General features: G+C 52.7%; 21 protein-coding genes, 8 tRNA genes and 1 rRNA gene. 3 read left to right on the plus strand and 27 right to left on the minus strand.

The window, feature by feature from the left end; translation table 11 throughout:
* Positions 1-16 precede the first annotated feature (16 nt).
* From hisJ to HYD27_RS22615, 9 genes are all read right to left on the minus strand, one after another.
* The gene (gene hisJ / locus HYD27_RS22575) at positions 17-844 is read right to left on the minus strand and encodes a histidinol-phosphatase HisJ (RefSeq protein WP_219218857.1); all 828 of its coding nucleotides are present in this window, start codon (positions 842-844) and stop codon (positions 17-19) included.
* A gap of 15 nt (positions 845-859) precedes the next feature.
* Positions 860-1,585 carry a bifunctional phosphoribosyl-AMP cyclohydrolase/phosphoribosyl-ATP diphosphatase HisIE gene (hisIE, locus tag HYD27_RS22580; RefSeq protein WP_219218858.1) on the minus strand — a complete coding sequence of 242 codons (726 nt, stop codon included), beginning with the start codon at positions 1,583-1,585 and terminating at the stop codon, positions 860-862.
* Positions 1,582-2,340 carry an imidazole glycerol phosphate synthase subunit HisF gene (gene hisF, locus HYD27_RS22585; protein WP_219218860.1) on the minus strand — a complete coding sequence of 253 codons (759 nt, stop codon included), beginning with the start codon at positions 2,338-2,340 and terminating at the stop codon, positions 1,582-1,584. Before hisF ends, hisIE begins: the two co-directional genes overlap by 4 nt.
* A 777-nt stretch (positions 2,341-3,117) precedes the next feature.
* Complete coding sequence (hisA, locus tag HYD27_RS22590) at positions 3,118-3,855, minus strand: 1-(5-phosphoribosyl)-5-[(5-phosphoribosylamino)methylideneamino]imidazole-4-carboxamide isomerase (protein WP_219218862.1); 738 nt, start codon at positions 3,853-3,855, stop codon at positions 3,118-3,120.
* Positions 3,856-4,005: 150 nt separating this feature from the next.
* The gene (gene hisH, locus HYD27_RS22595; protein WP_219218864.1) at positions 4,006-4,629 is read right to left on the minus strand and encodes an imidazole glycerol phosphate synthase subunit HisH; all 624 of its coding nucleotides are present in this window, start codon (positions 4,627-4,629) and stop codon (positions 4,006-4,008) included.
* Between the two features lies 1 nt (position 4,630).
* Positions 4,631-5,242: an imidazoleglycerol-phosphate dehydratase HisB gene (gene hisB / locus HYD27_RS22600; RefSeq protein WP_219218866.1), complete on the minus strand. Its 612-nt coding sequence runs from the start codon at positions 5,240-5,242 to the stop codon at positions 4,631-4,633.
* Positions 5,232-6,539: a histidinol dehydrogenase gene (hisD, locus tag HYD27_RS22605; RefSeq protein WP_219218868.1), complete on the minus strand. Its 1,308-nt coding sequence runs from the start codon at positions 6,537-6,539 to the stop codon at positions 5,232-5,234. The genes hisB and hisD overlap by 11 nt, the downstream gene beginning before the upstream one ends.
* A 23-nt stretch (positions 6,540-6,562) precedes the next feature.
* A complete protein-coding gene (gene hisG / locus HYD27_RS22610) occupies positions 6,563-7,219 on the minus strand; it encodes an ATP phosphoribosyltransferase (RefSeq protein WP_219218870.1) in 657 nt (218 codons plus the stop codon).
* 134 nt (positions 7,220-7,353) lie between these two features.
* Positions 7,354-8,571, minus strand: a complete 1,218-nt coding sequence (locus HYD27_RS22615; RefSeq protein ID WP_219218873.1) for an ATP phosphoribosyltransferase regulatory subunit — start codon at positions 8,569-8,571, stop codon at positions 7,354-7,356.
* A gap of 423 nt (positions 8,572-8,994) precedes the next feature.
* On the opposite strand from HYD27_RS22615, the gene gnd reads away from it, so the two are divergent.
* The 3 genes from gnd (at position 8,995) to gntK (ending at position 12,345) form a co-directional block, all read left to right on the plus strand.
* Entirely contained in the window at positions 8,995-9,903 is a 909-nt protein-coding gene (gnd, locus tag HYD27_RS22620) for a phosphogluconate dehydrogenase (NAD(+)-dependent, decarboxylating) (RefSeq protein ID WP_219218874.1), read from the plus strand.
* A 130-nt stretch (positions 9,904-10,033) separates the two neighbouring features.
* Positions 10,034-10,705: a GntR family transcriptional regulator gene (locus HYD27_RS22625; RefSeq protein WP_219218876.1), complete on the plus strand. Its 672-nt coding sequence runs from the start codon at positions 10,034-10,036 to the stop codon at positions 10,703-10,705.
* A 95-nt stretch (positions 10,706-10,800) separates the two neighbouring features.
* A complete protein-coding gene (gene gntK / locus HYD27_RS22630; protein WP_219218878.1) occupies positions 10,801-12,345 on the plus strand; it encodes a gluconokinase in 1,545 nt (514 codons plus the stop codon).
* 107 nt (positions 12,346-12,452) lie between these two features.
* Here gntK and HYD27_RS22635 read toward each other — a convergent pair whose 3' ends face one another.
* The 18 genes from HYD27_RS22635 to HYD27_RS22720 all read right to left on the minus strand — a co-directional run.
* Positions 12,453-13,607, minus strand: a complete 1,155-nt coding sequence (locus HYD27_RS22635; RefSeq protein ID WP_219218881.1) for an acyltransferase — start codon at positions 13,605-13,607, stop codon at positions 12,453-12,455.
* 84 nt (positions 13,608-13,691) lie between these two features.
* On the minus strand, positions 13,692-14,912 hold the full coding sequence (locus HYD27_RS22640; protein WP_219218883.1) for an acyltransferase: 1,221 nt from the start codon (positions 14,910-14,912) through the stop codon (positions 13,692-13,694).
* A 281-nt stretch (positions 14,913-15,193) separates the two neighbouring features.
* Positions 15,194-15,712, minus strand: coding sequence for an acyltransferase (locus HYD27_RS22645; protein ID WP_219218884.1), 519 nt, complete (start codon positions 15,710-15,712; stop codon positions 15,194-15,196).
* Positions 15,709-16,362, minus strand: coding sequence for a pyrophosphatase PpaX (gene ppaX / locus HYD27_RS22650; protein WP_219218885.1), 654 nt, complete (start codon positions 16,360-16,362; stop codon positions 15,709-15,711). Before ppaX ends, HYD27_RS22645 begins: the two co-directional genes overlap by 4 nt.
* An 8-nt stretch (positions 16,363-16,370) precedes the next feature.
* Positions 16,371-17,414, minus strand: coding sequence for a prolipoprotein diacylglyceryl transferase (lgt, locus tag HYD27_RS22655; RefSeq protein ID WP_219218886.1), 1,044 nt, complete (start codon positions 17,412-17,414; stop codon positions 16,371-16,373).
* Positions 17,415-17,426: 12 nt separating this feature from the next.
* Positions 17,427-18,365, minus strand: coding sequence for an HPr(Ser) kinase/phosphatase (hprK, locus tag HYD27_RS22660; protein ID WP_219218887.1), 939 nt, complete (start codon positions 18,363-18,365; stop codon positions 17,427-17,429).
* 430 nt (positions 18,366-18,795) lie between these two features.
* The gene (locus HYD27_RS22665; RefSeq protein WP_219218888.1) at positions 18,796-19,917 is read right to left on the minus strand and encodes an ABC transporter ATP-binding protein; all 1,122 of its coding nucleotides are present in this window, start codon (positions 19,915-19,917) and stop codon (positions 18,796-18,798) included.
* 107 nt (positions 19,918-20,024) lie between these two features.
* Complete coding sequence (locus HYD27_RS22670; protein WP_228745259.1) at positions 20,025-21,128, minus strand: PucR family transcriptional regulator; 1,104 nt, start codon at positions 21,126-21,128, stop codon at positions 20,025-20,027.
* A 158-nt stretch (positions 21,129-21,286) separates the two neighbouring features.
* Positions 21,287-22,177, minus strand: a complete 891-nt coding sequence (locus HYD27_RS22675; protein ID WP_219218889.1) for an NAD(P)/FAD-dependent oxidoreductase — start codon at positions 22,175-22,177, stop codon at positions 21,287-21,289.
* A gap of 144 nt (positions 22,178-22,321) precedes the next feature.
* Positions 22,322-22,394 (minus strand) — tRNA-Lys (locus HYD27_RS22680).
* Positions 22,395-22,402: 8 nt separating this feature from the next.
* Positions 22,403-22,488, minus strand: a tRNA-Tyr gene (locus HYD27_RS22685).
* 6 nt (positions 22,489-22,494) lie between these two features.
* Positions 22,495-22,570, minus strand: a tRNA-Phe gene (locus HYD27_RS22690).
* Between the two features lie 244 nt (positions 22,571-22,814).
* Positions 22,815-22,892 (minus strand) — tRNA-Asp (locus tag HYD27_RS22695).
* 15 nt (positions 22,893-22,907) lie between these two features.
* A tRNA-Thr gene (locus HYD27_RS22700) sits at positions 22,908-22,983 on the minus strand.
* A gap of 31 nt (positions 22,984-23,014) precedes the next feature.
* Positions 23,015-23,090: transfer RNA gene (locus HYD27_RS22705), tRNA-Val, on the minus strand.
* 9 nt (positions 23,091-23,099) lie between these two features.
* A tRNA-Met gene (locus HYD27_RS22710) sits at positions 23,100-23,176 on the minus strand.
* Between the two features lie 34 nt (positions 23,177-23,210).
* Positions 23,211-23,302 (minus strand) — tRNA-Ser (locus tag HYD27_RS22715).
* Positions 23,303-23,381: 79 nt separating this feature from the next.
* A 23S ribosomal RNA gene (locus HYD27_RS22720) occupies positions 23,382-23,460 on the minus strand; the annotation flags it as partial.

The raw sequence follows: 23,460 nt of genomic DNA on the forward strand, positions 1-23,460 counted from the left end.
TCCTGGGGATCAAAATTTATAGTTCAAACGGAACGGATGTGCGGACACGCCCCTCAAACACCGCCAGCTGGCGGAAGCCGGTACGCCACAGCAAGCTGCGCGCTTCCTGCAAGCCGTCTCCCAGCTTCACTGGATCGTGGGCGTCCGAGCCCAGGGTGAGCGGAATGTCCAGCTCCAGCGCCTGCTGCAGCACATGCTCCGAGGGAAACATCTCCGCGCAGGGCTTAGTAAGCCCGGAGGCATTGAGTTCCATCGCTATGCCGCTGCCTGCTATTGCCTTCAGGGCATCCAGCTCCATTCCCCGCACCTCGGCCTTGCCCTCCGGTGTCTGCGGACCGTAGCCAAACCGTTTGATCACATCCATATGTCCTATAATATCATATAATCCCGATAACGCCGACTTCCGCACCGCATCATAATACCGGCGGTAGACCTCCATCACATCCCGGCCTTCCCAGCCGTGAGTCTGGCGAAAGTCCGTAATGTCCCATTCCCCGAGAAAATGCACCGAACCGATCAGATAGTCCCACGGATACGGTGACAAAAGCTCGCGGATCTGCTCCTCATAGCCTTCGATATAATCGGCCTCCAGACCCACCCGGAGCCCAATCCTTCCGCGGTATCGCTCCTTCAGGTTCAAGCATTCCTCCACATAGCGGGGCAGCTCGGACAGCGGCATGGCCATCTCCGGATAATAGCTATCCGGATCGACATGGATAAGCGGCAGGTGATCAGACAATCCAAGCTGCTGAAGCCCCAGCTCAATTCCGCGCTGCACATATTCTTCCAAGGTTCCTACCGCATGACCACAGCGTTCATGGTGGGTATGGTAATCAATATGCATGCTGAAGGCTCCCTTCTAATCGCGGCGCGGCCGTTCATGGCGGACGCTAAGCTCATCCATAATCTCATCCAGCGGAAGCTTGCGCTCCTGCAGCAGCACCAGCAGGTGATAGATCAGATCGCTGACTTCAAGGCGCAGCTCGGCATTATCTTTATTTTTGGCGGCAATAATTGTTTCAGAGGCCTCTTCCCCGACCTTCTTGAGAATTTTGTCGACACCCTTGTCGAACAGGTAGGTCGTGTACGCGCCTTCCGGACGCCCGGCCTCCCGCTCGGCAATAACGCGCTCCAGCTCACCCAGAACAGCAAAACGATCACTGCCTTCCCGGGAAGAGGCAGCAGATTCAGAGGCGCCCTTGCCACCGCCTGCTGCCGGCGGATTGCTCAGCGGAAGCTCACGGAAGAAGCAGGAGGTTGCGCCCGTATGGCAAGCCGGTCCTTCCGGCACAACCTTCACCAGCAGCGTATCGCTGTCACAGTCATAGTGAATCGAGGTAATCGCCTGGGTATTGCCCGAGGTCCCCCCCTTATGCCACAGCTCTCCGCGCGAGCGGCTCCAGAACCAGGTCTGTCCGCTCTCCAGCGAGAGCTGCAAGGACTCTTTGTTCATATAGGCAAACATCAAGACTTCCAGACTGTCCGCATCCTGCACAACGGCAGGCAGCAGTCCGGCTTCATTCCAGCGGATGCCCTCCAATACTTCTTGTTGGCCCAGGGCCGCATTCTGCTCTGCTTCGCTCATCGGATCTCTACCCCTTTTTGCTTCAGATCTGTTTTCAAATCATGAATTGCAATTTCCTTATAATGAAAAATGGTCGCCGCCAGTCCCGCATCGGCCCTGCCTTCGGTGAACACATCATAAAAATGCTCCATCTTCCCCGCTCCCCCGGATGCTATCACGGGAATGCTCAGCAGGTCGCTGACCGCAGCGGTAAGCTTCAAATCGAAGCCGTCCTTGGTGCCGTCCGCATCCATGCTGGTCAGCAGAATCTCGCCCGCTCCCAGCTTCTCTGCCTCCTTGGCCCAGGCCAGCGCACGGATTCCCGTAGGCTTGCGCCCGCCGTGCGTGTATACTTCCCATTCGCCCCAAGCCTCATTATATTTGGCATCCATTGCCAATACAATGCACTGGGCACCGAAGCGGCGGGCGCCTTCCAGAATGAGCTGCGGATTGTTGACTGCCGCTGTATTGATACCTATTTTGTCCGCACCCGCGCGCAGGATACGCTTCATATCCTCCGGAGTCGAAATCCCTCCGCCCACCGTGAACGGAATGGCAATTTCGCCTGCAGTCTGCCGCACGACTTCAACCATCGTGGCCCGGCCTTCCACGGAGGCGGAAATATCCAGAAAGACAAGCTCATCCGCGCCTTCCCGGTCATACAGCGCCGCCAGCTCCACCGGGTCCCCGGCATCGCGCAAATTCACAAAATTCACGCCTTTGACTACCCGCCCGTCCTTTACATCCAGACAGGGAATGATGCGTTTGGCTAACATGAACTAACCCCTTTCCATGAGTTTTCAAGTGAAAACCTTTTTCAACCTTTTCGATCCCCCTAAATCCCCCTTAGCCAAGGGGGACCCCAAGGGCCCCGGCCCTCTGGACACCCGGATGGCTGGCGTAGGCAGGAGTGTTGCGCTCCCGGGCAACTATGGTTTAAAGAGCGCTAACCCCTGCGGGGCCGCTTGGAATGGAGTGCTCCTGATAAAGAGCAGGAACCTGAGAACAGAAGAACAGAGAAGTGTAATAGCATAAGAAAAAAAAGGGATGACAGCAACGAGCAAAATGTATACAGAAAAACATTAAAGACATACAGGGAAAGATAAAAAGCATCATAACGAACACTTTGAAGCTTAAAAGCCAAAGCTTATAAACGTAAAAGCAAAAAACAAAAAAAGCTCATGACCCAAAAAACCTTCGTGTTCCGCGTTTTGGCCCCTGGCGGGAAGGCGGCTGCTCCGCCTGCGGGGAAGTTACTCCAAATCACTCCGGAAAAGCAGCTCCCTGCTTGATCTCACTCAAGCTCCGACCGGACACATTCTATCCTGAAATAACATTGTCCGGAGTGAGGGCATCGTTATGGAAGCCTCCAATTTGGCGAAGTCCAAATTGAGGGTCTTCCCCGAAAATTTCATCGTCTGAAGCGCCGCAATAGAGCCTCCTGCAAAAGTCCAGAGGACTGAGAGACAAGTGTATCCTGAATATAAATTTGGATAATTCGGACGATCCGCGCCGGTGAACACCATCACGCTCCGAAATTCGGTCGCCGTTCCCTACTTCCCGCTCAACGCCTGCAGCGCTTCGGCCAAATCGATATTGCCGGTGTACAGTGCTTTGCCAACTATCGCACCGCCGATACCGCTGCCGCTATGTACGCTCAGGCGCAGCAGATCATCCAGACTCGTGACGCCGCCCGAGGCGATGACGGTTTTGCCGCTGGTGGCGGCCATGGACAGGATGCCCTCGATATTCGGTCCCTGCATCATCCCGTCACGGGAGATGTCAGTATAGATGAACGTTTCCGCACCTTTGGCTGCAAGCGTCTGGGCCAGATCCTCAGCACGCACCTCGGAGGTATTCAGCCAGCCATGAGTGGCTACATAGCCGCCCCGGGCATCAATGCCAATCGCAACTTTATCGCCGTATTTGGCAAGCACCGCCTCTGTAAAAGCATGATCATTAATCGCCGCTGTGCCGATAATGACCCGGCTGACGCCAAGATCCAGCAGCTTCTCTACATCGGCAAGGGTGCGGAGACCTCCGCCGACCTGCACGGGAACGCCTGCGTTTTTGGCGATAGCTCCAATGATATCATCATTTACCGGGTGCCCGGCTTTGGCTCCATCCAGATCGACAAGATGTATGAACTGCCCGCCCTGCTCTTCCCACGATTTGGCTACCTTGAGCGGGCTGTCGTTGTATATAGTTTCCTGGTTGTAATCGCCCTGCTGCAGTCTGACGCATTTTCCATCCCGGATATCAATCGCCGGATATACGATAAAAGAAGACATGTGACGCCCCCACTTTCGTTACAATATAGTTATCTATAGAGAGTGAACCCGAAAATCCATGCCCCCGTGCCGATGAATTTCTGTAATAATACGGGGTTCGCCGGACAACAAAGTAATCGAATGCTTACGTTCAGCAGCTTGTAAAGCGGCTTATGCCCTTGTACCTTTCAGTTTCAAGAAATTGCCCAGCAGCTGCATGCCCAGCCCGCCGCTTTTCTCCGGATGGAACTGCATGCCGAATACATTGTCCCGGCCGACGATGGCTGTTACCGGATACCCGTAATCTGTTACTGCCAGCAGATCGCTCTGCTGGGCCACGATAGCATGGAAGGAGTGGACAAAATACACATGCCCTGCTTCAAGCCCTGTGAACAGCGGATTCTGCGGCTGAAGAAAATCCAGCTTGTTCCAGCCCATATGCGGTACCTTGTAGCCCTCACGGGGGGCAAACCGCACCACTGAACCGGGCAAAAGATCAAGCCCCTCGTGAGCTCCGTACTCTTCACTGCTGCTGAACAGCAGCTGCATACCGAGGCAAATCCCCAGCAGCGGCTGGCCTGAAGCTGCGGCTTCAGTGACCACAGCATCCAGTCCACTGCTGCGCAGATGCTCCATCGCATCGCCAAATGCACCGACCCCCGGCAGAATGACGCTGTCGGCAGCCAGAATCTCACTGGCTTCACCCGTCACAAGACTCTTAAGCCCAAGTCGTTCCACCGCCTTGCTGACACTATGCAGATTGCCCATGCCGTAATCGACGATTGCAACGGTCATCCTACAGCACTCCCTTCGTGGAAGGCACACCCTTCACGCGCGGGTCGATCAGCGTCGCTTCATCCAGCGCCCGTCCCAGCGCCTTGAATATGGCTTCGATCATGTGGTGGGTATTCGAGCCATAGTGCACGATCACGTGCAGCGTAATCCGTGCTTCCAGCGCAAATTTCCACAGGAATTCATGCACCAGCTCAGTCGAGAAGCTGCCGACCTGCTGCGAAGGATAGGCAGCCCGGTATTCAAAATGCGGCCGGTTGCTGATGTCGATCACCACCTGAGCCAGCGCCTCATCCATGGGGATGAAGACATTGGCGTAGCGCTTGATGCCTTTTTTGTCGCCCAGCGCTTCGCGCAGCGCCTGTCCAAGACAGATACCGATGTCCTCTACGGTGTGGTGGTCATCTATGTCGATATCGCCGCGTGCCTGCAGAGACAAGTCGAACTGGCCATGCTTGGTGAACAAGTCCAGCATATGATTCAGAAAAGGCACATCCGTCTCCAGCTCGGAAACACCGCTGCCGTCTACGGCCAGGGAGAGCGTAATATCCGTTTCATTGGTTTTACGGCTAAGTCCGGCCTGTCGCACTGCCGCAGCCTCGTTGTTATTTTCCATTCCCGTCTCCACCCCTCGCTTCATTCTCTAATCGGATCTCTATTGCCCGCGCATGGCCTTCCAGCCCCTCGCGCCGGGCCAGCTCGATAATCGCCGCCCCGTCGCGCAGCAGCGCTTCCTTGCTGTAATAGATCAGGCTTGATTTCTTAATGAAATCATCCACATCCACCGGCGAAGAGAACCGTGCTGTGCCGTTGGTCGGAATAATATGATTCGGACCGGCAAAATAATCGCCGACCGGCTCAGAGCTGTACGGACCCAGGAAGACCGCTCCGGCATTCTCGATGCTGCCGAGCAATCCCATCGGGTCCTCGGCCACAATCTCCAGATGCTCCGGCGCCAGCCGGTTCACAACGTCAATTCCTTCCGCCAGCGATTCCACAACGATAATCGCGCCGTAGCTGTCCACGGAAGCGCGGGCAATGGCCTCGCGCGGAAGCTCCTGCAGCTGCCGCTCCACTTCGGCAGCAACCGCCTCCGCAAGGCGCTGCGACGGCGTCACCAGGATGGCCGAGGCCATCTCGTCATGCTCGGCCTGCGAGAGCAGGTCGGCCGCGACGTAGGCGGCCTCGGCGGTATCGTCGGCGAGCACGACGATCTCGCTCGGTCCGGCGATGCTGTCGATATCGACAGCGCCGTAGACCTCGCGTTTGGCCAGGGCCACGTAGATGTTCCCTGGCCCGCAGATCTTATCGACCGGCGCGATGGACGCCGTGCCGAAGGCCAGTGCGGCGATCGCCTGCGCGCCGCCCACGCGGTAGATCTCGTTCACGCCGGCTTCGGCGGCGGCCACGAGAATATAAGGATCGATGCCCTCCGTGCCGCCGGTCGACGGCGGAGTGACCATCACGATCTCCGGCACCCCGGCGATCTGAGCCGGAATAACGTTCATCAGCACCGAGGACGGATACGCCGCCTTGCCGCCGGGAACGTATACGCCCACACGCTTCAGCGGGCGGATGATCTGGCCGAGGATCGTGCCGTCCGGCTGCAGATCCATCCAGGAATTGCGTTTCTGCCGCGCATGAAACGCCCGGATATTGGCGGCGGCGGCCCGGATCGCCGTAACAAAGGACGCCTCCACCCGTCCATAGGCGGCCTGAAGCTCTTCCGCAGTCACCCGCAGCTGTGCCGGCGTAAGTGCCGCGCCGTCGAAGCGTTCCGTATAGCGGAGCAATGCCGCATCGCCTTCATTTTTGATACCGGCCACAATATCCTTCACGGCCTTGTTCTGCTCCGGCGTTCCGTATTCCACTTCACGCTGCAGCTTGAATTCCTTGCCCGATTGAACCTTCACCGCTGCTTCCCCCTTTTGCATCCTTAGCGTTGAACTCCGCCGAGTTCCAGTCCAGGCAGCGCGATAACCGCCTGCAGGCGGTCGCATAGCTGCTGGATTTCTTCATTCTTCATCCGGTAGCTCACCCGGTTCGCCACAAGGCGGCTTGTAATCCCGAAGATGCTCTTCATCTCCACCAGTCCGTTGTCTTTCAGCGTCTGTCCGGTTTCCACCATATCGACGATGCGGTCGGCAAGACCGATCAGCGGCGCAAGCTCAATGGAGCCGTTCAGCTTCACAACCTCCACCTGCTGTCCCTGCTCGCGGAAGTAGCGCGACGCCACATTCGGATACTTCGTCGCTACCCGCTGCTGAATGCCCGGCTGCCAGTTCGGCAGGCCGATAATCGACATCCGGCAGCGTGCGATCCCCAGATCCAGCAGCTCGTAAACATCGCGGTTTTCCTCCAGCAGCACATCCTTGCCCACGATGCCGATATCCGCTACCCCGTATTCCACATACGTGGGCACATCGACCGGCTTGGCCAGGATAAATTCCATTCCTGCATCCGGCAGTGAAATCACCAGCTTGCGCGACTCTTCGCCATCCGGCGGAATCGGCAGTCCCGCCTGGCGGAACAGCTCCGCCGCTTTATTGTATATCCGCCCTTTCGGCATGGCGACCTTCAATATCTGTGCCATTTCATTGACCTCCGTCTCCAGTTCTATCTGATAAATCCGTACTATTAATAAGCGGAACGCTTAATTTATCAATCGGCGATGGCCGTGACTGCGGTAAATGTCTGAACTGTCGGATACTGCTGGAGATGAATTTCTCAGCCATGCTCGCTGACAAAAGACACGAATGTATAAATCTCCCCGTACCGCTCGCCGTCCGCTTCAACCGTATCCGTATCCAGGCGCTTCACTGTCTTCAGATCGCCGGGCTCTGCAGCCAGACGCGTCACCACCACATGACCTTCAGACCGCAGCCGCGCCGCCTCCTCCAGTCCTTCCTTGCGCCGGGGGGCGTCATACTGGATCAGGATCGGCAGGTCCTCCGCCTCCGGCGCACCGGATACACCGTCCAGAATACGGTTCGTCTTCAAGGAGAAGCCGGTCGATGGAATCGGACGTCCGAATTGCTGCAGCAGATTATCATAGCGCCCTCCGCTGCATACCGGAAATCCAAGCTCAGAGGCGTAGCCCTCAAAGGTCATGCCTGTATAATAGGAGAAATCGCCAATCATCGTCAGATCAATCAGCACATGCTGAGAGACTCCGTATGCCACCAATACCTCCCATACCTTGCAGAGATGCTCTATGGAGGCAAGGGCCAGCGGATGGCTGCTGAGCTCAAGCGCCTGGCCGCAGATCTCCTTGCCTCCCCGCAGCCGCAGCAATCCGTTCAGCTCATTTTTCTGCGCCTCCGGCAGCTCAAGCCGCCGCAGCGTCTCGCGGAAGGCTACATAATCCCGGTTCAGCAGATGGCTCTTCAGCTCTTCCTGGGCTTCAGGAAGACCGGATACAGCTTCTTGAAACAGCCCATCGAGGAAACCTACATGGCCCATGGCGATTTTGAAAGATTTCACGCCCGCCGCCTGCAGCGAGGAAATCGCCAGAGCAACCACCTCCGCATCCGCCTCCGGCGAATCATCTCCGACAAGCTCGACTCCGGTCTGGAAGAATTCCGCCTCCCGTCCCGCCTCTTCTTCAATTGCCCGGAACACGTTGGCGTGATAGGACAGGCGCAGCGGCAGCGGCTCGTCCTTTAACAGGGAAGACACCACACGCGCCACCGGCGCGGTCATCTCCGAGCGCAGCACCAGTGCCTGCCCGCGGTTGTTAAGTAATTTATAGAGCTTCTGGTCCGATGTAGAGCTGGCCACGCCGACCGTATCGTAATATTCCAGGGTGGGCGTAATCATCTGCCGGTATCCCCAGCGGCTCATGCAGTGCAGCACATCATTTTCTATCTTGCGCAGCTTGGCTACTGCACGCGGGAGATAGTCACGCACACCGGCCGGCTTCTCGAATCCCTTCGGTTTGGACATCTTCATTGGTCACCTCGTCAGATATCATCAATATAATAAGAACAAACACTTTACTATGGTACAGTGGTAGTAAAGTAAAGCAATGGCAATATCGTATCACGGACTTTTGTTTACGTCAATTGGACCTTTATAATATAGAATAGCATTTATTGCTGCCATATTGAGTGAACTTAAGATTTTTATATACGGCTCCTGCAATTGTTCGTACGTTCAATAAACGAATTCTTGTCTTCACTAAGCTTATCCCCATTAAGGCCAGACTAAATATGCCCCGCTGCACTGTTACCGCAGAATATCCGCCCGAGCATGAACCGCTTTCCGTTTGTTCTTTACAAATTAATAAGCTGAGTAGTAAGATACAAGCAAAGTTGTATACAAGTATACAGCAGTATCATACAAAAATCTGTTAAGGAGTGAGCCATATTGAAATTGGGCCTGATCGGACTGGGCAAGATGGGCTTTAACCTGGCACTGAATCTGCTGAATCACCGGCATGAGCTTGTGGTAAGCGATATCAGCCCGCAAGCGGGACTGCAATTGGCTGAACGGGGGGCCTTTGCCGCTTCCTCACTGGAGGAGATGGTCACAAACCTTGAGCATCCCAGAATTGTCTGGGTCATGGTCCCTGCGGGAGAAATCGTGAGCGGGGTAATTGACACGCTTGCCGGACTGCTGGAACCGGGCGATATCATTATTGACGGCGGCAACTCCCACTATAAAGAATCCATCGCGCGTGCAGAGAAGCTGCGTGGACGCGGCATTTATTTGTTCGATGCCGGCACATCCGGGGGTACGGAAGGCGCGGAGCATGGGGCCTGCTTAATGATCGGCGGTGATTCCGGGGTATTCGCACACGTTGAGCCGTTATTCCGTGATCTTGCGGTAGAGCGCGGCTATCTGTATTCAGGGGAAAGCGGCAGCGGCCATTTTCTGAAAATGATCCACAACGGCATTGAATACGGAATGATGCAGTCTATTGCCGAGGGCTTTGAGCTGCTGGAGAAAAGCGGCTTTGACTTCAACTATGAGCATGTCGCCCGGCTGTGGTCGAATGGTTCGGTGATCCGCGGCTGGCTTATGGAGCTTGCCCAGAATGCTTTTGCCAAAGATCCGAAGCTTTCCGGGATCCGCGGGGTGATGCAAAGCTCCGGAGAAGGAAAATGGACGGTTCAAACCGCTCTCGATCTTGAAGCCAGCACACCGGTGATTGCGCTGTCGCTTCTGATGCGTTACCGTTCCCTTGAGGACAATACTTTCCATGGCAAGGTTGTCGCCGCCCTCCGCAATGAATTCGGCGGTCATGCCGTTGTGCAGGAGAACAGCGGAATCTGACTAAGTGCTCTTTCAAGCCTAGAGGAAGATGCGCAGGCTAAGCGGATGGAACCGTGAAGACATTGTATGCTAGAATTAATGGAATGCCGGGTCGTAGTATACAATTAATCACATAGAGGAGTCGTTTTTCATGCATTTTCCTGTCACTTGGCTGCAAGGAGCCTCCCTTGGGGAAGCGATTGCCTGTGAACTCAGACTGCAAATTATTAACGAAACCCTGAAACCGGGCGAAGTGCTTTCCGAGAACCGCATTGCCGCCGATTTTGGCACCAGCCGTTCTCCCGTCCGGGAGGCTCTTAAATCCTTGTCGGGCGAGGGACTAATCCGTCTGGAAAGAATGGGTGCCATTGTTGTGGGCCTGAATATCAAGGATGTTGAAGAATTGTATGATGTGCGTTATCTCATCGAGAGCTTTGCCCAGCAAAGACTCGCCGTGACCATACAGGACTCGCTGATCCAGCAGCTTGAACAGAGTATCGACAAAATGAAGCTGGCTGTCAAACACAATGATTATGTTGAATTTGCCCAGCAGGATTTTTCATTTCATGAAGCGCTTGTCACAGAGGCCCATCATACCCGGATTCTTCATTTGTGGAACAGCATCCGCTATATTGTGATGACTGTTATTCTGATTACAACAGAGAAAGGCTTCACCCTTGGAGAAGAACGTATGAACTGGGTGGCAGAGAAACACCGGATGGTGATAGGGGCTCTTCGTTCGGGAGATCCCGATACCATTCACAAGGTAGTTCAGGAGTATTTCGCCGATTCTGGGGAAACGCTGATTCGCAGCCTCCCCTAACCCTTATTCAGCAAAATCCTGCCTTCGCCTGGCATCTCTTGTCGACAAGTACACCATTAGATCATTCTATTCAAGTTAGAAAGAAGGTCTGAAGCATGAGCGCTTCCTATATGATCGGCGTCGATATTGGAACTACAAGCACGAAGGCTGTCCTCTTTGAGGAAAATGGCAAAATCTCCGCGCAAGCGAGCCTTGGCTATCCGCTGCATACGCCTTCACCCTCGGTAGCGGAGCAGGACCCGGACCAAATACTGGGAGCCGTAATGCATACCATCTCCGTGGTAATGAAGGACAGCTCCATTGACCCGGAGTCCGTCCTTTTTCTATCCTTCAGCTCCGCCATGCACAGTGTGATAGCCGTTGACAGTGCAGGCAGTCCCTTGACCGGCTGCATCACCTGGGCGGATAACCGCAGTACTGCCAGCGCCGCCCGCCTGCGGGACAGGCTGAACGGCCATGAGCTGTATCTCCGCACCGGGACGCCAATCCATCCCATGTCTCCCATCACCAAGCTGATGTGGCTGGGGGAGGAGCAGCCGGAGCTGTTCCGACAGACGTACAAGTTCATTTCAATCAAAGAATACATCTTTGCCAAGCTGTTTGGAGAATATGTCATTGACTATTCTATCGCCTCTTCCACCGGCATGTTCAACCTGGAGCAGCTGGACTGGGATGCTGAAGCCTTGCATATTGCCGGTATCACGGCAGACCGCCTCTCGAAGCCTGTTCCCACCACCCGGATTATGAAGAATCTGCTGCCCGGTGTTGCCGAACAGCTCGGCTTGCGGCCTTCCACTCCCTTTATCGTGGGCGCAAGCGACGGTGTCCTCTCCAATCTCGGCGTCGGTGCAATCGAGCCTGGTGTTGTCGCTGCCACCATAGGAACCAGCGGAGCAATCCGCACGGTAGTGGACCGCCCAGTTACCGATCCCAAAGGACGGTTCTTCTGCTATGCCCTGACCGAGAAGCATTGGGTCATCGGCGGCCCGGTGAACAATGGGGGAATGCTCTTCCGCTGGGTGCGTGACGAGTTCGCCGCCTCCGAGGTAGAAACTGCCAAACGCCTTGGCATTGATCCCTATGAGGTGCTGACACGCATTGCCGAGCAGGTGCCGCCGGGCAGCAACGGCCTGCTCTTCCATCCCTACCTGACCGGAGAACGCGCACCGCTGTGGAATCCGGACGCCAGAGGCTCCTTTTTCGGATTAACAATGAATCATCACAAGGAGCATATGATCCGTTCGGTGCTGGAGGGTGTCATTTTTAATATGTACACCGTCCTGCTGGCCATGGAGGAGCAGATCGGACAGCCGAGTAAAATCCTGGCCACTGGAGGCTTTGCCCGCTCCGCTCTGTGGCGGCAGATGATGGCCGATATTTTTGACCAGGAGGTTGTCATTCCGGAGAGCTTCGAGAGCTCCTGCCTGGGGGCGGTCGTGCTTGGCCTTTACGCCACCGGACGGGCAGACACCTTTGATATTGTTTTCCAAATGATCGGCTCCACCCACCGGCATCACCCAGTCACAGACCATGCCAAAGTCTATAAACAACTGCTGCCTATCTTTATCTCTGTATTCCGCAGCCTGGAAAGCCAGTATCAGGCCATCGCGGAATTTCAGCGGGAGCAGGCCGGAGAATAGAAAGCCTTATTGGGTCAGTCTCCCTCATATCCCTGCAAATGCAAAGCGCCGGCCAGCCCGCAGTGTTCGGGACGGCCGGCGCTTTTGATATACATTACATTCTTAAGCTATACCGCTGTTTGTTTAGGCTGCTTCTTCTGCGGTCCGGAACCGAATAGAATCCAGGCAGGCTTCACATAACGGAAAATCAACGCTACAACGAGCCATGAGCCCAGCAGAGCCGCCAGCCACCCGCCGGCAATCGCTGAGGTATATGCAAGCGGGCCGCCATGAAACGGCAGCTTTCTATAGAAGAACAGCACTGCCGGATGAAGCAGATAGATTCCGAAGGAGCAGGCGCCAATGGAGATCAGCATTCTCGTCAGCAGACTGCGCCCCGCACCGTACAGCAGGAAGGACAGCTGCAGGAGCACAAAGCAGGAGAGCAGCGCATGAAAATTGGAGAAGCCCTCATACCACAGGCTGTTAATCACTGCTTTCTTCGTATAGCTGTTGAACCACAGCTCCACATGAATAATTCCGGCAGCAGCCCACACGAGCCATAGCACAATCCATACCGGCCCTTTACCGGAACGCCAGCCCTCCCGCGAGACGGCCAGCCATTTTTTCAGGGGAGCATAATAGACGGCAAGGGCTGCCCCCAGCAGGAAATAGGAGAAGTATGTGATTGACAGACTGCCTTTGGACAGCTGCCAATACCCGTGATTGGTCATATATTTGTTCAACAGCACGAATCCCCATTGCAGCAGCAGCCCGATTAGCGGAGCCCAGGCGGCAAGACGCCGGACCTTTTGCAGGCACCACAGCATGAGCGGAAACAGCACATAGAACTGGATAATGATGATGATGTAGTAGAGATGCGTATAAGCTGTCCCGGTAAGCAGATACTTGCCAAGCTTATGCGCCATTTCTTCCAGCGGCAAATTCCAAGTGTTGCCCGAGGTCATTTTCAATATAAAATACAGCAGCGAAAATACAGCATACGGCACAATAATGTAAATCAGCCTGCGGCTATAGAACTTTCCAAGAGTCTTTCCGCTTAACGGCCGGTCAATATAATTGTAGAACAGCACGAATCCGCTTAGGAATACAAACGACGGTACAGCGAATTGGCTGAACTTGTTAATGAACAGAAACGGATGGAACATTGAGGTGCCGAGCGTCTCTGCGAGTGTTCGTGAAGTGGCATGTATAGCGATCACCGCAAAAATCGCAATTGCCCGAAATATATCCAGCTGCGGAATTCTTTCCTTTTGTCCCATTCCATTTCCTCCTGTTGAACTCCGCACCCAAGGTGCCTATTTCCAGTAATCCGTTTGCAACCCTGCCTTGCCGGCCCATCCTTGCTATGACCCCTGCTTCTGCCGTTCCTCAAAAGCCTGTCCCCCGCTTCTGCCGGAGATATGCCCTGACTTCCTCTTCTCCAGGGGGCTAAGCGAACGCGGCACACTGCCAAAGACAATCCAAGACTGTTCAAAACGGCGGAATGCAAACTGCACAATGACCCAGCTTCCAGCCAGTGCAAACAGCAGTCCTCCGTATATAAAAAGCACATACAGCAGGGAATCGGTCGGGATACTGTAGCGGAATCTCCGGTACACCGCCAGCAGCAGAGGATGAATCAGATAAATGGCAAACGACAGCTCCCCCAGCCGGGTCAACCATGCTGCAACAACCCTGGGAGCACTACGATGGATAAGAAAAGCCGCATACAGCAGCACCAGCGCCGAGAACATCGTGTGCACATTCCACAGCAGCTCATACCACAGCGAGTCCGTCCAAATTCCAAAGTGCCGGGCTCTATACCAGAGCTGGACATGTGTAAACGCGGCCACTAACCATAAAACAACCAGCAGTCCCGTGAAACGTCTATGCTTAACCGGGAGCTCACTCCACGGCTTTATCAGCCAAGGCTTAATCTTTTCAAAGTTAATGGCAATATACGCACCCAGCATATAGTATGCCAAATAGGAAATCGACAGGCTTCCTTTTTCTATAATGTGCAGCGAATATTTATTCCAAAAAATAAATCCCCACTGCAGCGCCAGTCCAAGCGGAAAGGCCCAGCTTACCCAGATCCGGGAGCTCTGCAGCAGCTTAAGCAGCAGCGGAAACAGCACATAGAACTGGATGCTGATAAAAACAAAATATAAATGTGCATACGCCGAACCCGAGAACAAGGCCCCCAGAAAGCTGGACACCGTTTCTAACGGATGCTGCGACAGACGGCCGTTCATATATAAAGTCAGCCCATAGTAACCAAGCGAAGCCAGCAGGTAAGGCAACAGAATATACTTCAGCCTGCGCTGGTAGAAGCTCCCGATCAGGCTGCGGGTAACCGGACGGCCGTAATAATTGTAGAACAACACAAAGCTGCTCAGAAAAATAAACGATGGCGTGCCAAATTTGAAAAAAATATTGATCCAGTTCAGCCAGTAATAATATGGCGAATCCAGAGCCTGCTCCCCTGCCGCAAAAGATGATGAATGTACATGCAGCACACCAAGAATCGCCAGGGCGCGGTAAATATCAAGCTGGGGCAGTCTGTCCTGTTTGACAATATTCACTATAGGCTTCCTCTTCTCTGCTATGATCACTGTTCATAGAGACGCCAAGCGGAATCGGTGGAACTGAACATATCAGGAAGCCTGTCCTTGCTGCAATACAATCTGATATTTGCCGCTCGCATCATACGCGGAATCAGCGTCTATACTCTAAGTATATCGCCTCTTTCCCTTTGCTGAACACTTAAAAGTTCCTTAAACCTTGATTTCGTATTCATTTACCCATAAAAAACCCCGCAGCTCCTGCGTGAGTGCACGCAACCTGATACTGCAGGGCAACCCTATCATCCCTTGCCTTCGGATTGTTCGCCGTCCGCCTCAGCCGGTGAGCGCAGCTCCCGCAACGGATTGCCCCCGACAAAGGAGCCCGCAGCCACATCCTTATGCACCACTGATCCGGCCGCTATAATCGCTCCATCCCCGATGGTTACACCAGGGAGAATCGTCGTATTGGCACCGACCAGCACATTTTCACCGATAATTACTTCCCCAAGCCGGTATTCCCTGATTAGGTACTCATGGGCGAGAATGGTCGTGTTGTAACCGATCACCGAGTTTTCCCCCACCGTAATCTTTTCCGGGAAAAATACATCAACCATCGCCATAAGCCCAAATGCCGTATGCTTGCCGACCTTCATGCCCAGAATATTGCGGTATATCCAGTTTTTCATCGGCAGGATCGGACAATAACGGGCAATCTGTATAAAGATAAAATTGCGCACACCCTTCCACGGGCTGACCGTACGATAGATGTACCAGAGGGAGTTATGCCCTTCCACCGGATAGCGGGTTACTTTTCTCACGATTCAATCGTCCCCTGCTCCACGATACCGAAGATGTCCTTCATATCATGGATGATATAGTCCGGTTCATACTTCCGCAGTGTCTCCTCACCCTTAAGCGACCAGGCTACAGCAGCTACACGGACACCTGCCGCCTTGGCTGACTGAATATCAACGACACTGTCTCCGACCATCAGTGTTTTCCGCGGATCTACACCCAGGTTGGCGACAGCGGTCAGAACCGGCTCCGGGTGAGGCTTCGGCTGGACTACATCACTTACGGTAACAATGGTCTCCATATACTTACGCAGATCGAACATCTCCAGCGCCTTGATCGTTGTCGGACGAATCTTGGTCGTCACAATCCCCAGCTTGATGCCGCGGCGCGCCAATTCCTCCATCGTCTCATTTACATGCGGAAAAGAGCCGATCAGCTCATCATGATGCGCATAATTATAGGAACGGTAGGACAGCTCCAGCACACTGGTATCTGCCAGACCGGAGAAAACGCTCATTTGCTGATGCAAAGTGGTTCCCATATGCGGAATAATCTGCTCCCGGGTCAGCGGGGGCAGATTATTCTCCTTCAGTGCGTGCATGAATGAGCTGATAATCAGCTCGTTGGTATTTACAATCGTTCCGTCCAGATCAAACAATATACATTCTATCATTGGTTCAGCTACTCCTTCGGTGCTTCATCCGGTGTTTTCTCCGGCTCCGGTTGCCTAACCTGCGGAGCGCTCTGTTGAGTGCTCTGAGGCGTGTTCGCCGCACTTTCCGGGACAATATTATCCCCAGCACTACCCTTAGTACTCACAATTGGATCGGAGTAATGGTCCTTGGGCTGCCCGGTTACCCGGCGGACAATAATTAGTATTACAGCGGCTATAATAGTCAACAGCGCCAGCAGCTGTGAGCTGCGGATATTCCCATAACCGGGATCAAGATATCCTTGCTCAAAGCCAAACCATTTCATCGGACTCCATAATCCGTTCAGGAACGAAGCCACGCCGCTGCTCCCGTTAAAGGCCAAGCTGTCTGTACGCAGCGCTTCGATAAAAAAGCGTCCAATGGAATACCATATAAAATAAGACAGAAAAATCTCACCTGCTCGGACGAACTTTTGCCGGCGCAGAATCATCAGCAGCAGAATACCCAGCAGACTCCAGAGTGATTCATACAGGAAGGTCGGATGATGAAAAGCATCTCCTATGTACATCTGGTTCACAATGAAGTCGGGAAGATGCAGCTTATCGCGCAGGAATGATTCCTCTACTACGCTGCCGTAAGCTTCCTGATTCACGAAATTCCCCCAACGTCCGATCATCTGACCGGCAAGCAGCCCGGGTGCGCAAATATCCACAATACGCCAGAACGGATACCCTTTGTAGCGGAAATAAATGATACCGCAAATAATCGCTCCGATCAGTGCGCCATAAATCGCAATCCCGCCGTTCCAGATTTTGAAGACATCCACAAAATTGTCTTTATAATCCTCCCATTTGAATGCCACAAAATAGATCCGCGCGCCAATAATCGCCGATGGTAAGCCAAGCAGCAGCATGTCCATAAAAAATTCCTGGGGAATACTGTAGCGTTTGCCTTCCTGGATCGCCAGGAACAGCCCGGCCAGTGCGCCAACTCCAAGGATCAGGCCATACCAATGTACCGGCAGCGAGCCGATGGAGAAAACGATCGGATCAATCGCTAATGAAAAAAACATGCTCTCACACTCCTAGTCCAGATCATCCATGTCTTCAGATATGGTGGCAGTAAGCTTATTCGTGAATTGCAGTGCAGCGTTGAAGCCCATTTGCTTCAAACGATAGTTCATCGCCGCAACTTCGATAATTACCGCAAGGTTACGTCCCGGGCGTACCGGAATCGTTACAAGCGGAACATCCGTATCAATAATCCGTGTCGTCTCCTCATCCAATCCCAGCCGGTCGTATTGCTTGTCCTGCTGCCAGGCTTCCAGTCGGACTACCAGCGTAATCCGCTTATGATTACGGATAGCACCTGCTCCAAACAGAGTCATTACATTGATTATCCCGACACCGCGGATTTCCAGCAGATGGCGGATCAGCTCCGGTGCCGTACCGTGCAGCTGATTATCAGAGGTCTGACGGATTTCTACCGCGTCATCGGCTATCAGACGGTGCCCGCGTTTCACAAGCTCAAGCGCAGTCTCACTTTTACCGATACCGCTGCTGCCCGTAATCAGCATGCCCACGCCGTATACGTCACAAAGAACCCCATGAATTGTGGCTGTAGGCGCCAGCCGGCCTTCCAGAAAGCTGGTCAGTCTGCTGGAAAAAATCGTGGTAGCCATCGAGCTGCGCAGTACCGGCAGTCCTTTTTCATTGCTTATATCGATAAGCTCCTGCGGCACTTCAAGCGCTCTCGTAATCACGATACAGGGCGTATTGTCATTACAGATTCCGCGAATCCGGCTCTTGCGTTCTTCATCCGGAAGCATTGAGAAAAAAGCCAGCTCGGTCTTGCCCAGCAACTGAACACGCTCTTCCGGATAATATTCAAAATAACCGGCCATTTCCAATCCCGGACGATTCAAATCATCCACGGTAATCGGTCTTTTCAGACCTTCTTGTCCGGAAACAACCTCTAACTGAAAATGCTGCACCAATTCCGATACTTTTACCTTCTTAGCCATGTGTGTCCGTCCTTTCGTCACCTGCGGTTTTTATCCGCTCGCCCGCAACTGGCCAACAACTCTTTCCATCCCAGCCGCAGATAATTCTCCTGCTATCTTAATTGATAACGCCTATGAATGCAATCTTAATAGCCACTGCGTTTCTTGTATAAACGCTGAATAAACGGACTTTAATGGTGATTAATTGACGCACGGCCAAGCAGAAACGGCTACGCCGTCCTTATAAGGACGGTATCCGTTTCAGCGAGAAAGATTGGGCTAATGTATAGCGTGAAACATATAAATTATCATTAAATAAACAGCCCCACACAGTGGGGCCTTGGCTGCGATCCAAATGCAATGCCTTTCGGGGTTCCAAAAAATGATTAAGTCCATGCTTATGAAAAGAGCCGCCCTCTCAGGCGGCTCTTTTCACTCAGGTAACGCTATCTTATCCGAGCAGAATGTTGAGTTCGGACTCTTTATCGAAGATGTGGACTTTGTTCATGTCAATCGCCAATTTTGGCTTGCTGCCTTCGCGGGTAGTGGAACGTCCATCTACACGGGCAATTACAGTTCCAGCGCCAAGGCCGCTCAAGTAGAGGAGCATTTCATGACCAAGGTTTTCAGTAACATCAACCATCGAAGTGAAGATTGTGTTCGGCGAAGCTTCCAGGAATACCGGCTCTTCGTGAATATCTTCCGGACGAACGCCCATTACTACTTCTTTGCCGATGTAGCCTTTGTTGCGCAGCAGTGTAGCCTTGCCGCCTGGAACTTCAACATCAAGGTTATCTGCGCGGAAGCGTACTGCACCGCCAACATCAGACAATGTTCCGTTGATAAAGTTCATGGTAGGGGAACCGATAAATCCTGCTACAAACAGGTTTGTAGGCTCATTGTACAATTCTTCAGGAGAAGCGGCTTGTTGAATGATACCATCATACATAACTACGATACGGTCACCCATTGTCATAGCTTCTGTCTGGTCATGTGTTACATAGATACAAGTGGTTTCAAGGCGTTTAACCAGCTTAGTGATTTCCGCACGCATTTGACCACGAAGTTTAGCATCCAAGTTGGAAAGTGGTTCATCCATCAGGAAGACTTGCGGATCACGGACGATCGCGCGGCCCAGAGCGACACGTTGGCGTTGACCACCGGACAATGCCTTAGGCTTGCGTTCAAGCAAATGCTCGATATCGAGAATTCTCGCAGCTTCGCGAACTTTTTTGTCGATTTCTTCTTTTTTCACTTTACGGAGTTTCAGACCGAATGCCATGTTCTGATACACACTCATGTGCGGGTACAGGGCGTAGGATTGGAATACCATCGCGATATCGCGGTCTTTAGGAGCTACGTCATTGACTACACGGTCGCCAATGTACATTTTGCCTTCGGAAATTTCTTCCAGACCGGCAATCATACGCAGGGTTGTGGATTTACCGCAACCGGAAGGTCCAACCAGTACCAGGAATTCCTTATCTTTAATATCAAGATTGATATCGATTACTGTCGCTTTATCGGAACCCGGGTATTTTTTAAAAATATGCTCTAAACGAACGCCTGCCATTGTATTTCCCCCTCGAGTCAATTATTGGATAAAAATAAATCGCTTTCTTATACGTTTATCTTACCCCAGACATGCCGCGCTGACTATTTGCAACGTTCACAAAAAACCTATTTTCTTTTCGTCACTTTATACAATAGCATGGCTAACTTCACAATAGCCGCATCCCCAAAGCTCCGGACATCCGCTCCCGTCTCCTGTTTGATCTTGTCCAGCCTGTACAGCAGCGTGTTCCGGTGAATATACAGCTTTTTGGCCGTTTCGCTGACATTGCAGTCCATCTCAAAAAAAGTCTCCAAAGTCAGCAGCATTTCTTTATCCGCCAGCACAGAGGTGTAATCTCCAATCTGACCCAGCAGCTGCCGGCGCCGTTCATCGGGAATACTGTTGACCAGACGCTCCATATGCAGCTCCCATGGAAGATGAATATAATCCCCAACCTGAAAAATCCGGCCTAAAATGATGGTCTCCCGCAACAGAGCTACCGATCCAGTCAATCCCTTCACAGGAATGACGGCTGGTGCTACCGCCAGATGGAAGACCCCCACCCATTCACTGGCAATCAGTTCATGCAGCCCCATACAGGTCTGTGCCAGCAGATCATCAGCACTTTCTTCCTCATCTTCCTTATCATCTCCCCCAGTGAGCAGTTCCTTGCGGACTAAAATTAACCATTCCTTGTCCTGGAGGGGAATAAGTAAAATTTCATTCTCGAAGTAACTGCGCAGCAGCTTCATTAGAGAGCGGTAGGTTACTTGCGGGTTATGAACATTTTCGCTGACGAGCAGAAAGGGAACCATCTCTCCCACAAGCCGTCCCTTTAAAGTCATTTCATCGGGGATTTCCGCATCATTTTTCTCCTGCTCCAATTGCGCGTTCAACCAATTGCTCAGCTGGCGGGCCTCCATTTCGCCTTCTTCCTTAAGTCCCGTTGCCTTAAGAGCTACAGCAAAATTCCTCGCAGCATAATTGGCCAGTTGGACTTCCAAGGGCGTCAGGCCTTCCAATTCCAGCCAAATTGCCGTTATCCGTCCGTCGTTCTCATACAGAGGCACCCATAGATGTCCCTCGTGGAACACAGGCTGCTCTTGTTCTTCCGTGCCTATACCAAAAAGGGAAGCCGAATGCTGCCTCCCAAGCTGTTTGATTCCGGTTCTCTTTCCGGTGAGCTGCTCCAATTTTTGACGCAAAATCTCACTATCCATCGTCACCATATGCCACCACTTTTGCTCTTTTCGCCTATTTTATCACATTTATCAGCAATATGCGCCTTGGCAAGTTCTGAGGGGCTAAAGAGCCACAGCCCGTGAGTTTCATTTAGCTTGTATGTGCCGCCGCTTTGCCGGTGGCAGACTGACAGGGTTCAGCTTCTTCAATTCTTTATGCAACAGATACCGGCAATAGCCCCCTCGCCCATAGCCACGGTAGCCTGTTCTGCGTGCACCGCCACATCGCCTGCCACCCATACATGCTCCACATCCGTCATTAAAGATCGTTTATTAGCCTCTATATGCCTATTCTTATGAAGTGAAATTCCTAAATCCTGTGCAAGCTCCGAGTGTACCGGATTATTTCCAAAAGCAATAAATCCGCGTTCTGCCGGAATTGTTATTCCGCTTGTCAAAGTTTCCCCGCTTATCACGCCGTCATTAACCTCATCGACCCGTGCCACTGGCTGCTCTATATACGCAATATCTTGGTCATCCATTCGGCGCCGATTCTCAGGAGACACTGGCTGCAGCTCATGATTAATATAAGTCAGATCACCTGTGCGCTCCCGTAAAATAAATGCCATACCTGCTCCCACATCACCTGCCCCCATCAAAACTGTCTGCCGATCCTGAATTTCATAGCCGTCGCAATCCGGACAGACATAGACGGTTTTCCCCAGTGCAGGAATAAGTCCAGGCAGTTCAGGAAAACGGTCCATAACCCCCGTCGCCAACAAGAGCAATTTGCATCTATAGGTCTGACCCCGAGCCCCGGTCAGCAAAAATAAATTATCGGGCTTTTCAGCTTTGACGATTTTGTCTGCTTGGAACTCTACCCCGGTGCTTTCCGCCTGCTTCCGCCCTCTGGCACGTATTTCCTCTCCTGATATTCCATCCGGCCATCCCAGTATGTTGTGATAGTTGCGGCAAAGATTGGACCGCCCGTTTCCAGCATCCACTACAAGCACGCTGTGCGCAGAGTAACGACCCAGTTGAATTGCAGCCTGCAGTCCGGCAAAGCCGCCCCCAACAATAATGGCATCATAGATCACGGTTAATCCCCATTTCGCTTAGCATTATAACCTTATAATTAAACGAAGTCAGAAAATCTAAACTTACCGAAGAATATTTGCTTTCTAAATTTCTAGAAATACAAAAAAGCCACCACCTAAAAGGTGATGACTTCCGGATTGGTATGAGCCATGAAGGACTCGAACCTTCGACACCCTGATTAAAAGTCAGGTGCTCTACCAACTGAGCTAATGGCTCATAAAAAATGGTGGAGGCTGATGGATTCGAACCACCGAACACGTACGTGAGCAGATTTACAGTCTGATGCGTTTGGCCACTTCGCTAAGCCTCCGTAATATGGTGGCGCGGGACGGAATCGAACCGCCGACACAAGGATTTTCAGTCCTTTGCTCTACCGACTGAGCTACCGAGCCATAAAAAACAAAAAATGCGGAACCGGGCGGGATACTCTTCACTTCGTTGCGAGATTGCGAAGCGATGCTTACGAAGCTTATGCTCCAACGAACCCTGTAATGGATTCTCATCCCAGAAGCAAATAAAGATGGCGGAACCGGGCGGGATACACTTCACTTCGTTGCGAGATTGCGAAGTGATGCTTACGAAGTTTATGCTCCAACGAACCCTCTAATGGATTCTCATCCCTGAAGCAAATAAAGATGGCGGAACCGACGGGATTCGAACCCGCGATCTCCTGCGTGACAGGCAGGCATGTTAGGCCAACTACACCACGGTTCCGCATTTGTTGAAAAATGGTGCCGGCAAGAGGACTTGAACCCCCAACCTACTGATTACAAGTCAGTTGCTCTACCAGTTGAGCTACACCGGCACGGTGTAAAGGTGGATCTATAAGATAAAGATGGTGGAGGCTGAGGGGTTCGAACCCCCGACCCTCTGCTTGTAAGGCAGATGCTCTCCCAGCTGAGCTAAGCCTCCGGGTATGTATGGTAGCGGCAGAGGGGATCGAACCCCCGACCTCACGGGTATGAACCGTACGCTCTAGCCAGCTGAGCTACGCCGCCACAATAACAAGGTAATAATATAATGGATTTGTAATGGCGGAGAGAGAGGGATTCGAACCCTCGCACCGCTTACGCAGTCTAACCCCTTAGCAGAGGGTCCCCTTATAGCCACTTGGGTATCTCTCCAATTGATATAGCCATATAAATCCATTCAGGAAATTGATTCCTGAAAACTGAATCCGAAACGAATCTGCGTTTTATGTTCTTGGATAAGCCCTCGACCGATTAGTATTGGTCAGCTCCATGCATTGCTGCACTTCCACCTCCAACCTATCTACCTCGTC

Origin of the sequence: Paenibacillus sp. S150 (assembly GCF_019352175.1) — a bacterium.
Taxonomy (GTDB): domain Bacteria; phylum Bacillota; class Bacilli; order Paenibacillales; family Paenibacillaceae; genus Paenibacillus_AQ.